General features: G+C 36.2%; 9 protein-coding genes. 7 read left to right on the top strand and 2 right to left on the bottom strand.

All coding sequences use genetic code 11. From position 1 onward, the window contains the following. The first annotated feature begins 81 nt into the window (after positions 1-81). From AC3RVF_RS00275 to flxY, 6 genes are all read left to right on the top strand, one after another. Positions 82-1,275 carry a DUF2062 domain-containing protein gene (locus AC3RVF_RS00275; protein WP_489690648.1) on the top strand — a complete coding sequence of 398 codons (1,194 nt, stop codon included), beginning with the start codon at positions 82-84 and terminating at the stop codon, positions 1,273-1,275. Then, positions 1,268-4,966, top strand: a complete 3,699-nt coding sequence (locus tag AC3RVF_RS00270) for an MMPL family transporter (RefSeq protein ID WP_489692490.1) — start codon at positions 1,268-1,270, stop codon at positions 4,964-4,966. Before AC3RVF_RS00275 ends, AC3RVF_RS00270 begins: the two co-directional genes overlap by 8 nt. Continuing rightward, positions 4,963-6,501, top strand: a complete 1,539-nt coding sequence (locus tag AC3RVF_RS00265) for a phytoene desaturase family protein (protein ID WP_489692489.1) — start codon at positions 4,963-4,965, stop codon at positions 6,499-6,501. The genes AC3RVF_RS00270 and AC3RVF_RS00265 overlap by 4 nt, the downstream gene beginning before the upstream one ends. 12 nt (positions 6,502-6,513) lie before the next feature. Beyond that, complete coding sequence (locus AC3RVF_RS00260; RefSeq protein WP_489692488.1) at positions 6,514-7,398, top strand: cupin-like domain-containing protein; 885 nt, start codon at positions 6,514-6,516, stop codon at positions 7,396-7,398. Positions 7,399-7,403: 5 nt separating this feature from the next. Then, positions 7,404-9,065 (top strand): C45 family autoproteolytic acyltransferase/hydrolase, encoded by a 1,662-nt coding sequence (locus tag AC3RVF_RS00255; protein WP_489692487.1) that lies wholly within the window; start codon positions 7,404-7,406, stop codon positions 9,063-9,065. Positions 9,066-9,137: 72 nt separating this feature from the next. After that, positions 9,138-10,427, top strand: coding sequence for a flexirubin biosynthesis putative acyl-CoA ligase FlxY (gene flxY, locus AC3RVF_RS00250; RefSeq protein WP_489692486.1), 1,290 nt, complete (start codon positions 9,138-9,140; stop codon positions 10,425-10,427). 1 nt (position 10,428) lies between these two features. Here flxY and AC3RVF_RS00245 read toward each other — a convergent pair whose 3' ends face one another. Both AC3RVF_RS00245 and AC3RVF_RS00240 read right to left on the bottom strand, forming a co-directional pair. Next, positions 10,429-10,944, bottom strand: coding sequence for a hypothetical protein (locus AC3RVF_RS00245; RefSeq protein WP_489690654.1), 516 nt, complete (start codon positions 10,942-10,944; stop codon positions 10,429-10,431). Between the two features lie 65 nt (positions 10,945-11,009). Next, positions 11,010-11,831 carry a universal stress protein gene (locus tag AC3RVF_RS00240; protein WP_489692485.1) on the bottom strand — a complete coding sequence of 274 codons (822 nt, stop codon included), beginning with the start codon at positions 11,829-11,831 and terminating at the stop codon, positions 11,010-11,012. 159 nt (positions 11,832-11,990) lie between these two features. On the opposite strand from AC3RVF_RS00240, the gene rimP reads away from it, so the two are divergent. Then, positions 11,991-12,455, top strand: a complete 465-nt coding sequence (gene rimP / locus AC3RVF_RS00235; RefSeq protein ID WP_489690656.1) for a ribosome assembly cofactor RimP — start codon at positions 11,991-11,993, stop codon at positions 12,453-12,455. Positions 12,456-12,464 lie beyond the last annotated feature (9 nt).

Here is a 12,464-nt window from a genome sequence, read left to right as displayed (position 1 = left end):
TAATCATTTTCTGAAATCTTGAAAACTTATAGTCGAATAACATATTTTTACCCAAACTAGATTTGTAATTTATAATCATCAATGAGCCAAAAACCATTTTCAGAAAAATTAAAAACACTGAAATGCTGCGTGATTATACCCACTTACAATAATTCCAAAACGCTGCAAAGAGTCATTGAAGAGGTTTTAGTTTATACGGAAAATGTAATAGTTGTAAACGATGGTTCCACAGATTCTACGGCAGAGATATTGTCTCAGTTTCCGCAAATTCCGCAAATACATATTTCAAAAAATAGGGGGAAAGGCAATGCGCTGCGCCAAGGTTTTAAACAAGCCGATAATTGGGGTTTTCATTATGCAATCACTATAGACAGTGATGGGCAGCATTTTCCCGAAGATATTCCAGCGTTTATTGAAGCATTGGAAAAAGATTCAAATAAAGAAATTCTACTCATCGGAGCGAGGAATATGACTCAGTTGGGCGTTCCTAAAAAAAGTGGTTTTGGGAACAAATTCTCCAACTTTTGGTTTTGGGTTGAAACGGGAACGCGCTTGCAGGACACCCAATCAGGCTTTCGACTGTACCCGCTTTTTGCAATGAAAAAGCTGAAATTTTACACTCAAAAATTTGAATTTGAAATTGAAGCCATTGTAAAAGCGGCTTGGCACGGTATTGAAGTGAAAAACATACCGATAAAAATTCATTACGAAACAGAAGATAGGGTTTCGCATTTTCGTCCGTTTAAGGATTTCACGCGTATCAGCATTTTAAATACTTGGTTAGTAATCCTAACATTTCTTTATATAAAACCTCGAGATATTTTCAGAAAATTGAAAAAAAAAGGTCTCAAGCGTTTTATTATGGAAGACTTTTTGGGAAGTGACGACTCCGCTGAAAAAAAGGCATTTTCCATTGCACTTGGCGTTTTTATTGGTCTTTCACCGCTTTGGGGTTTTCACACAGTTGTGGTACTTTTTTTGGCAATACTTTTTAACTTGAACAAAGTAATTGCCTTTGCATTTAGTAACGTTAGTATTCCGCCTTTCATTCCGCTTATTCTTTTTATCAGCTTAAAATTGGGGAGTTGGTTGTTGGGTGAAAACTTTGTGCTTACCATTAGCGAAATTGAACCAAGTATGGAGTTGGTGAAATATTTAAAATCCTATATTGTTGGCAGTTTTGTTCTTTCAGTTTCAGCGTCTATTTTTTGTGGATTGATGGGTTATGTGTTTTTGACGTTTTTTGAAAGGAAAAAGATTTTGGACAATGGGTAAATGGTTTTTTAAAAGGTATCAATTTCTGCTGAAAAATAAAGTGGGCAGCGTATTGCTGCTGCTTTTGGTGCTTTTTGGACTTGCTTTTTTTGTATCCAAAATTCGGTTTGAAGAAGATATTTCGAAACTTATTCCTATTAATGAAGATGCTAAAAATCTTCAAAAAGTACTGAAGACAGTTAATTTTACCGATAAGATTATAGTAAATATCCACCGAAGTGATTATGCTAAAATCCAAGATTTAACCGAATATGCCACGGAGTTTTTGGATAGTTTAAATACCCAAACTGGAGATTACATTAAAAACATTCGCGGAAAAGTAAATGATGACGATTTTCAGCGCACGATGAATTTTGTGTATGAAAATCTACCGCTTTTTCTAGAAAAGGAAGATTATAAAATTATTGCAGAAAAACTTCAAAAAGACAGTGTTTCCACCATAACCGAAGCTAATTTCAGAACACTTATTTCACCTTCGGGCATTGTTTCAAAAGATTTTATTTTGAAAGACCCGCTGGGACTTTCCTTTATTGCATTAAAGAAATTGCGAGAACTTGGCGTAACCGATGATTTTATATTGAAAGACGGTTTCCTAATTAGTAAAGATGAGAAGAACATTCTTCTTTTTATAACCCCAAAATTTGGAAGCAGCGAAACCGCTGAAAACACCCACTTTGCTGAAAAACTTTATACGCTTCAAAATTCGTTAAATAAAAAATATTCTGGAACGGTGAGCAGCGAGTATTTTGGCGCGGCACTTATAGCCGTTGCCAATGCGGCCCAAATTAAAAGCGACATTCAATTAACAGTAGGCGTCGCAATGACACTGCTAATTTTGGTGTTTATTTTTTACTATAGAAAAATTTACGTTCCCGTTATTCTCTTTATCCCAACCATTTTTGGAGGCTTGCTAGCGGTAACTTTATTATATTTTCTGCGACAGGAAATTTCTGCGATATCACTCGGGATTGGTTCGGTTTTACTGGGCGTAACATTAGATTACTCATTGCATATTTTAACCCACATTCGCAATAATGAAACGCTGGAAAGTCTGTATAAAGATGTAGCCGAACCCATTTTAATGAGTAGCTTAACTACTGCTTTAGCGTTTTTATGTCTCTTGTTTTTAGATTCGCAAGCATTGCAAGATTTAGGCATTTTTGCCGCCGTTAGTGTCTTGGGAGCTTCGGTTTTTGCGCTATTTTTTATACCATTGGTTTACAAAAATCCACTTTCTCGGAAACAGCAAATCAACGTTTTAGACAGAGTTGCAGAATATCCTTTTCACAAGAATAAATGGTTGCTTATAGGTCTAGCAGCTGTATTGGTTGTGAGTGTTTTCAGCTTTCAACGTGTGAAATTCGATAAAGATATTTCAAAATTAAATTATGAACCCGAAGAAATAAAAGCTGCAATGCAGCATTTGGATGAACTCACTGATATTTCTTCAAAATCGATTTATCTCGCAACCTACGGCAAGTCTGTAGAAGGCACTTTACAACTGAATGATTCCATTCACGAAAAACTGGAATTGTTGAAGAGCGAAGGAAGGATTAAAAGTTTTAGTTCCATTGGTGCATTGGTGCATTCGCAGTGGGATCAACGTAAAAAAATTGCTGAGTGGAAGCAATTTTGGAGCGAAACCCGAAAAGATAGCACTCAGATTAATTTAATAGAAAGTGGTGATAAACGCGGTTTTAAACCTACAACATTCACGCAGTTTTACACTTTTTTAGAGAAAGACTTTGAAACTCTAAAACCAGAAGATTATCAGCAAATTCCTTCAGTTCTTTTGGAGGATTATATAACCACGAAGGCTGATTTTACCACAATTACTACAGTAATAAAACTAGAAGATGAGAACACTTCGGAAATAAAAAGTGTTTTCAAAAACATTGCAAACACACTCGTAATAGACCGCCAGGAAATGAACGAGACTTTTTTAGGCAATTTAAAAAATGACTTCAATAGTTTAATTGGGTATTGTTTGATCGCCGTGCTACTGATACTTCTTCTATTCTTTAGAAGTTTGTCGCTTACTCTAGTTACTGCTGCTCCCATTTTTCTAACTTGGTTTTTGACCTTGGGAATAATGGGTCTTTTTCACATTCAATTCAACATTTTTAATATTATTATTTCCACTTTTATCTTTGGACTTGGCATCGATTATAGCATTTTTATGACCAAAGGTTTGCTGAAAGAATTGGCCACTGGCGAAAAAGTAATGGCAACACACAAAACCTCCATAATGCTTTCTGTGTTGACCACAATTTTGGGGGTTGGCGTATTAATTTTTGCGAAACATCCTGCTTTATATTCTATTTCTATCGTTTCGATTATTGGGATTTTTTCAGCAATGATAACTGCATTTACGATGCAGCCATTGCTTTTTAAACTATTTATTGGCAGTCGCACAAAGCGTCCCATTAGCCCGAGAATGTTTATTCATTCTGTACTTTCATTTGGCTATTTCGGACTTGGTGGTATTTTGCTTTCAATTTACAGCGTAACCGTGATGCCGCTACTGCCTATCAGCAAAAAGAAGAAAATGAGTTGGTTGCATAAAGTGATTTCAAAGTATATGAAATCGGTTCTTTATACCAACCCATTTGTAAAGAAAAAGGTGATAAATGAAACTGCCGAAGATTTCTCAAAACCGGCTGTAATTATCGCAAATCACACCTCTTTTCTCGATATTTTGGCGGTTGGAATGTTGCATCCTAAAATTTGTTTTTTGGTGAATGATTGGGTTTATAATTCGCCAGTTTTTGGGAAAGTTGTGCAGCGAGCAGATTTTTATCCGGTTTCTAGCGGTATCGAAAACAGTTTGGAACCACTTCAGAAAAAAATAGATCAAGGGTATTCATTGATGATTTTTCCCGAAGGTTCCCGCAGCCCAACCAATAAAATTAAGCGTTTTCACAAAGGAGCGTTTTATTTGGCGAATGAATTTAATTTAGATATTCTGCCAGTTTTAATACACGGAAATAGCGAAGTTAACCCCAAGGGAAGTTTTATAATAAAAGACGGAGGTATAACAGTTGAAATTTTAGCGCGAATTAAGGCCGAGGACAATACTTTGGGAGAAAACCATAGTCAGCAAGCGAAAAAAGTTGGCGCATTTTTCAAAAGTGAATTTTTAAAACTTCGTGAAAAGATGGAAGGTCCTACGTATTTTCATAAAATTGTTTTGGAAGAATTTCGCTATAAAGGCGATACACTTTTTAAGAATGTAAAAAGGGATTTAAGTGAAAGTGCGGAAACGTATTTTGAAATTATCCGCCAAGTTGAAAAAAGGGGAAACATTTTACATATCTCGGAAGATTTTGGGCAGTTAGATTTTCTTTTCGCCCTAGATGGACCCGATCGAAAAATTTTCAGTTTAATTGAAAGTTCTGAAATTAGATCAACACTTCAAAATAGTTATATCTCCCAAAAATTCGGGAGACTTAACTTTATAGATTCGGTGGAAGATTCATTGCCTTCAAACGTAAAAACTTTAATACTAAGTTCGGCGAAAATCTCTTCAAAGGTGATTGAACAAATCCCCAATCTTCCAATAGATACGATAGTTTTACTGAAAAATGCTCTAGCAAACAACACAGAAGTTATGGATACTTTAGGATTTCAAATTGTGTATCGGGCTGCTAATATTAGTATCTTTAAACCATCCGGAAACAAGGCAGAATGAATGAAAAATTTGATGTAGTAATTATTGGAAGTGGCCTTGGCGGGCTGGTTTCTGGAATTATTCTTGCCAAAGAAGGCTACAGTGTTTGCGTACTCGAAAAAAACCAGCAGTTTGGCGGCAATCTACAAACATTTGTTCGCGACAAAACTATTTTTGATACAGGAGTGCACTACATTGGCGGACTTTCCGAAGGTCAAAATCTGTATAGCTATTTCAAGTATTTAGATATTCTAGACGACATTACGCTAAAAAAGATGGACGAAGATGGATTCGACGTTATCACTTTTGACAATGATCCGAAAGAATACAGGCACGCTCAGGGTTACGAAAACTTCAAAAAAATCTTACTTGCCGATTTCCCCGAAGAAAAAAAAGCGATAGCAGCGTATTGTAAAAAAATGCAGGAAATATGCAACTGTTTTCCGCTTTACAAGCTAAAACTTGGAAAACCGTATTATGAAAACACCTCCTTATTTGAGTTGAAAGCGAAGGATTTTATAGAATCTCTTACTAAAAACGAAAAGCTGCGAGCGGTTTTAGGCGGAAGCAATTTGCTGTATGCTGGAGAAAGTGAGCGCACCCCTTTTTATATGCACGCGCTTTCGGTGAATTCGTACATTGAAAGCTCCTACCGTTGCATTAACGGAGGAAGCCAAATAACCAAAGCGCTTTTGGATAGATTGCGCGAAAATGGTGGCAAAGCTTTTAAAAGGCACGAAGTAACTAAATTCAACACGGAAAATGGAGTGGTTACTTCGGTGGAGACAGCGAATGGAAAAACTATAGAGGGTGATAAATTTATTTCGAATATCGATCCAAAAATAACGCTGCAATTAATTGGACAACAAAATTTTAGAAAATCCTTCACAAGAAGGATCGAAAATATTGAAAGCACAATCGCGGCTTTTAGTCTTTATTTGGTAATGAAACCAGATTGTTTTAAATACATAAATCACAATTACTACCACTTTAAAGATTATCGTAACACTTGGAATGCCTACGATTATACACAAGAAAGCTGGCCTGAAAATTATATGGTTTCCATGGGAATCAAAAAGGATACTGAGGAATTTGGCGATAATATGACGGTGATGACCTATATGCGTTTTAGCGAAATGGAACCTTGGTTAGACACCTTTAATACGGCAGCTCAGAAAAACGATAGAGGGCAGACGTACGAAGAATTTAAAGCCTACAAATCTGAGATAATCATTAAAGAACTCGAGAAAAAATTTCCTAATCTTCGTGATTGCATTGAGTCTGTTTACGCGTCAACCCCTTTGTCTTATCGGGATTATATTGGCAGTAATAATGGTTCTATGTATGGTTATGTAAAGGATGCAAACAATCCTTTAAAGTCTTTTATTTCGCCCCGCACGAAAGTGAAAAACCTATTCTTTACTGGGCAAAGTTTAAATATGCACGGTATTTTGGGCGTTACCATTAGTGGTGTGGTTACTTGTTCAGAAATATTGGGAGGCGAATATTTGCTGAATAAAATACTGGAAGCCACCAAAACAGAAGAAATTACTTAAACGCGTTGTGATATGGGGATAATCAGAACAACACCAATTCAAAGAATTCGAAATATTTCTAAAGAGGATTTCATTGAAAATTATTACAAACCCCAAAAGCCAGTTTTAATTGAAGGCTTGACCGAAGACTGGGAGGCTTTTCAAAAATGGAATTTAGATTATATTCAGCAGCATGCCGGCGATCAGATTGTTCCACTTTACAACAACGAACCAACCAAAGGAAAGCAAAATTCTGCCGAACCCGCCACCGAAATGAAAATGGCAGATTACATTGAATTAATTAAAACCAAACCAACCAATCTGCGTATTTTCTTCTACGATTTAAAGATGAAATTGCCAGAACTTTTAAAGGATTTTGAATATCCCGATATCGGTTTAAAATTCTTCAAACGGCTGCCCGTGCTTTTCTTTGGCGGCGAAGGTTCCAAAGTTTTACCACACTACGATATGGATTTGGCAGATTTGGTGCATTTTCATTTTCACGGCACTAAAAGCGTGATGCTTTTTTCCCCCGAACAAACTAAATATTTGTACAAAATACCTTTCGCGGTGCACAATTTAGAAAGCATAGATTTAGACAATCCAGATTTTGAGAAATATCCGGCTTTAGAATATTTGGAAGGCGTTCACACAACAATGAAACACGGCGATGCGCTTTATATGCCAAGCGGCTACTGGCATTTTATAAAATATTTGAACGGTGGTTTTTCAATGACGCTTCGTGCGTTTCCAAGACACCCAAAAAGGATTGTAAATATGCTTTACAATGTGTTTTTTATGCGGCATTTTGAAAATGTAATGAGGAAATCTCTTGGCCAAAAATGGCTGGATTACAAGGAAAACAAGGCTTTTACACAAACAAATAATAGGGCTGCAAAACTGAAAAAAACAAGATAGTTAAGATGAAATTTTCAGAAAGAGTTTTAACACTTACGCTATTAATAGTCTTTCTGAATTCATGCGGGGTTTCAAAATCTATTCACAATCGCCCAGATGTAAGTGGCTACGATGATTCGATTCCTGAAAAAGTAAAAATAAACGACTCCACTTTTATAGCGGGCAATAATTCACTTCTGAAAAACAAACAAGGCCAATGGGAACTTTATGTGGAAGGAAACCCGTTGCAAATTGGTAAAATAACTGGAAGTTTAACCCAAGATTTAATGCAAAAGCAGGAAGCTATTTTTTTCAATAAAGTGGAAGATTTGGTGCCTTCTAAAGCGCAACAATATTTACTTCGGAAATTTCTAGCTTGGTACAATCGTAAAATGTATTTGCACATTCCCGAGGAGTACAAAGCTGAAATTTATGGGCTTTCGCAATATTCTTCTTCGAGTTTTAGTGAAATTGCCGAGCCTTATTTACGGTTGCTCTACCTACACGGAGCGCACGATATTGGTCACGCCATGAAAGATTTGATGCTCGTGGGCTGTTCTTCTTTTGCAGTTTGGTATGATAAAACTGAGGATGGCGAATTACTTATTGGAAGAAATTTTGACTTTTACGCAGGCGATGAATTTGCGAAGGAAAAAATAATTGCCTTCGTAAATCCTTCCGAAGGGCATAAATTTATGTCTGTTACTTGGGGTGGAATGGTTGGGGTAGTGTCGGGGATGAACGACCAAGGGTTAACGGTCACCATAAATGCTGGAAAATCTAAAATTCCAAAAGCGGCGAAAACACCTATTTCTATTGTAACGCGCGAAATTCTGCAATATGCTTCAACCATTGAAGAAGCTATAGCAATTGCTAAAAAACGTGAAGTTTTTGTTTCCGAAGCTATTTTTATAGGAAGCGCAAAAGATAAAAAAGCCGCGATTATTGAAGTCTCGCCTGATAATTTTGGGGTTTATGAAGTTGAGAATACAGACAAACTAATTTGTAGTAATCACTTTCAAAGTGAAGCTTACAAAAACGATAACCGAAATACCGAATGGATTGCAGAAAGCCACTCCATGTATCGTTTTGAACGGATGGAAGAATTAATATCAGAAGATGAAAAGCTGAATGTGGATGGCGCCGTTGCCATACTTCGAAACAAGAATGGGTTGGACGATAAAGAAATTGGTTTCGGAAATGAAAAAGCGTTGAATCAGCTTTTAGCACATCACGGCATTGTTTTTAAACCAGAAAGCAAAGAGGTTTGGGTTTCTTCAAATCCGTATCAATTGGGAGAATTTGTTTCTTATAATTTAGATGAAATATTTAAAAATAGAGAAGGAAATCCGGCTAAAACCTCTCTTTCTAATTCAGTTGAAAATATACCTGAAGATCCTTTTGTGTATTCAAAGACGTATAAAGATTACGAAGAATACCGAGTTTTGGAGCGGGAAGTGGAAACGGCAATTGAGGAAGATGAAATTATTTTGCCCGAAACCCTTTCAGCATTACAGCAAAAAAATCCCGAGTACTGGAAAGCCTATTATTTAACTGGAAAGTATTACTTTGAAAAAAATTACGATGCCGCCGCAAAACAGACTTTTGAAACGGCACTGACAAAAGAGATTACAACAGTTCCGGATAGAACGGAAATTGAGAAATATCTCCAAAAACTTAAAAAATAATACTGCGTTCTTAGCACTTCTGTGTTGGAGAATTTACCGCAAAGTCGCAAATGCCGCAAAGAAATTTTCAAAATGATTCCAGAAATAGAAAAAGCATCCAAAGAAGAAATTAAAATTCTTCAAGAGAAAAAACTAAAGGAAACGCTTCAATATTTGAATGAAAATTCAGCGTTCTACAAACGCACTTTCAAAGAGCATAAAATAGTAATTTCTGAAATTAGTACTTTGGAAGATCTTCAAAAAATTCCAGTAACTACAAAAGATCATCTTCAGCAATTTAACGATGATTTTATTTGTGTTCCAAAATCTGAAATCGTTGATTATGTAACTACTTCGGGCACTTTGGGCGATCCCGTTACTTTTGCTTTAACAGATAATGATTTGGAACGATTGGCTTATAATGAAGCTATTTCTTTCGCTTGCAGCGGTGTTGTAAAAGAAGATATTTTACAATTAATGACCACAATGGACCGCCGTTTTATGGCAGGCTTAGCCTATTTTTTGGGCGCACGAAAATTGGGATCAGGTATTATTCGTGTGGGTTCGGGAATACCAGAGTTGCAGTGGGATACTATTAAGAAATTTAAACCCACCTATTTAATTACTGTTCCTTCTTTCCTTTTAAAATTAATTGAATACGCGCAACAACACAAAATAGACTTAAAAAATACGGGTGTGAAAGCGGCAATCTGTATTGGTGAACCCATAAGAGAGCAAGATTTTTCATTGAATATTTTAGCCGAAAAAATAAAAAAGGACTGGGATATTGAACTGTTTTCAACTTACGCTTCCACTGAAATGAGTGCCGCTTTCAACGAATGTGAAATGCATAATGGCGGTCATCAACACCCCGAACTCTTAATTGCAGAAATTCTTGACGATGCTAATTTGACAGTCGCAAATGGTGAAATTGGAGAGTTAACAATCACCACTTTAGGTGTTGAAGCTATGCCACTCCTTCGTTTTAAAACTGGCGACATGGTTCAAGCTTTTACTGAATCGTGCAAATGTGGAAGAAACACTTTACGTCTCGGGCCTGTTGTAGGCCGCAAAAAGCAGATGATAAAATATAAAGGAACCACGCTATATCCGCCTGCGATGTATAATATTTTAAACGATTTTAAAGAAGTAGAAAGTTACGTTATAGAAATTTTTCACAATGAATTAGGGACAGACGAAATTTTAATTAAAATTGCTTCAGAAAATAACTCAGAGGAATTATTACTGAAAATAAAAGATCATTTTAGAGCGAAACTTCGGGTAGCTCCAAAAGTTGAATTTGCTAATCATGAAGTAATCGAGGCGCTTCGTTTTCCGCCCTTAAGCCGTAAGCCTGTAGATTTGGTAGATAGGAGAAAATAATTTATTCTTCAATAGGCACACTTTCCTGCATCAATTTCCAAGTGAATTTTTTCTCACTTTTTCTATCCATATTAAATACAGAATAATAGCGCAACAATTGTGTGCTGTCTTTTGGGTTGTTGATTATGGGAATTAACGTATCTATCATATTACTTTTATGAATTGCAAAGCGGTTTACAGGTTGTTTCCAAGCAGAATCATTCCAAACAAATAAATAGTACTCATTAAAATTTGTGTCTTTTAGCTTCGCGTTAACCAATAAAACATCATTCTTAAAATTCTTTAGCTTTAAGATTTTTAGATCAGCGCCAAAGCTTTCAGGAATTAAAATTTCGGGTAAGCGATTTTTTTGAAAACCAATACGCGTGGTTTGTTTCTCAACATCAATTTTCTGAATAATAGCGAAGATGGAGTCTTTATTCCCGAAAAAATCTGCCATTAGTGCACCTTCGGGAAGTTCGGGTTTTTCGACTAAAATGGCAGGAGATTCTTCGATTACCAGATTTTTTACTGGCATTTTTTTATTGCTGTACTGGTTACAACTAAGAAATAGAAATGGAATTGCTAGCAGTAAATACCTCATTAAATTTTAAAGGTAATTACTGGCATATTAGCGTGGTTTACCATGTCTTCGCTAATGCTTCCATTAAAAAAGTGGGAAATACCTTTGCGACCGTGTGTGCCCATACCTATAAGTTGTCCTTTTATATGATTGGCGAAATTAAGAATGCCTTTTTCTACCGAGGTGTCATTGTAAATATTTAATGTGTAGTTTTCAACGCCCATTCCGCGTACAAAATTCTCCATTATTTTTTGTGCGTCTGAAGAAGTATTAAAATTAGCTGGCGTATTTACAAAGAGTAAATGCATTTTTGCACCCACCATTTTTGCGAATTTTTGCGCTTTATCTAATGCGCCACGTCCTTCTTCAGAGAAATCGGTTGCGAAAATAAAATCTTTTACTTCAAATTCTGGATGATTATTTTTTATAACTAATACAGGGGTTTTGGAAGTTCGCACAACTTTTTCGGTATTACTTCCCACAAACATTTCTTTAAATCCGCTTGCGCCGGTAGAGCCCATTACAACTAAATCTATATGGTTTTTGGAGCACGCTTCTTCAATATCTTCATAGATTTCGCTGTGACCAATAGTTTCGTTTATATTTATACCGTCCAAATATGGTTTTTCCCTAAGTTCGCCAAAGCGTTTTTCGGCAAGTTTAATAAAGAAAAACGACTCTGGAAGACTGCCCGAATCGCTTGTTGTAGCGAGGTGAAGTGGCATTTCCATGGAATGGAGAACAAAAATTTCGCTTTTGTGTTTTTGGGCTAGTTTAATAGCAACTTTTAAAGCGTTTTCGGCTTGTTCGGAGAAATCTGTTGGTACGAGGATACGTTTCATAAATTGGTTGGTTGTTTTCGTGTTTATTAGAAGCCTTAAATTACAAAAATAAATCGTTTGCGCTTGGTTTTTATAATATTAAAAATTATAGTATATTTGCACCGAATTTGATACGAAACTATCTGAGGGGACTAAAGTCCCCTCTTTTTATAGCTTAAAATGATGCGGGAAAATGTAGCACAACTGCTGAAAAGTGCACTGGAAGAAAACAAATCATTGTTTTTGATCGACCTAAATATTTCTGAAGACAACAAAATACGGGTCATTCTGGACGGCGATAAAGGCGTTACAGTTGAAGACTGTATGGCTGTTAGTCGCAAAATAGAACATAATTTAGATCGTGAAGAATATGATTTTTCTTTAGAAGTTATGTCGTCTGGTGTTTCAGAACCATTGACAATGCCAAGGCAGTACACAAAAAATTTAGGCAGAAACTTAAAGATAAGAACCAAAAATGACGAAATAATTGAAGGTGAATTAACCGCCGCGAACGAGGAGAGTTGCACTCTAAAATGGACTGCACGCGAACCGAAGCCCGTGGGTAAAGGAAAAGTAACCGTTCAGAAAGAGGCAGTATTGCCTTATAAAGATATTATGGAAGCAAAAGTGATGATAACATTTTAATTGAATTGA

It is taken from the genome of Aequorivita sp. IT1183, assembly GCF_058068265.1.
Note: the sequence above shows the minus strand (reverse complement) of the source record. Positions and strands in the feature narration are given on the sequence as shown.

What these genes read in the sequence shown, in the direction of transcription:
- AC3RVF_RS00270 (WP_489692490.1), top strand. Translation starts at nt 1,268, where the DNA reads ATGGGTAAATGGTTTTTTAAAAGGTATCAATTTCTGCTGAAAAATAAA.
- AC3RVF_RS00240 (WP_489692485.1), bottom strand. Translation starts at nt 11,831, where the DNA reads ATGAAACGTATCCTCGTACCAACAGATTTCTCCGAACAAGCCGAAAAC.
- AC3RVF_RS00245 (WP_489690654.1), bottom strand. Translation starts at nt 10,944, where the DNA reads ATGCCAGTAAAAAATCTGGTAATCGAAGAATCTCCTGCCATTTTAGTC.
- flxY (WP_489692486.1), top strand. Translation starts at nt 9,138, where the DNA reads ATGATTCCAGAAATAGAAAAAGCATCCAAAGAAGAAATTAAAATTCTT.
- AC3RVF_RS00260 (WP_489692488.1), top strand. Translation starts at nt 6,514, where the DNA reads ATGGGGATAATCAGAACAACACCAATTCAAAGAATTCGAAATATTTCT.
- AC3RVF_RS00275 (WP_489690648.1), top strand. Translation starts at nt 82, where the DNA reads ATGAGCCAAAAACCATTTTCAGAAAAATTAAAAACACTGAAATGCTGC.
- AC3RVF_RS00265 (WP_489692489.1), top strand. Translation starts at nt 4,963, where the DNA reads ATGAATGAAAAATTTGATGTAGTAATTATTGGAAGTGGCCTTGGCGGG.
- AC3RVF_RS00255 (WP_489692487.1), top strand. Translation starts at nt 7,404, where the DNA reads ATGAAATTTTCAGAAAGAGTTTTAACACTTACGCTATTAATAGTCTTT.
- rimP (WP_489690656.1), top strand. Translation starts at nt 11,991, where the DNA reads ATGATGCGGGAAAATGTAGCACAACTGCTGAAAAGTGCACTGGAAGAA.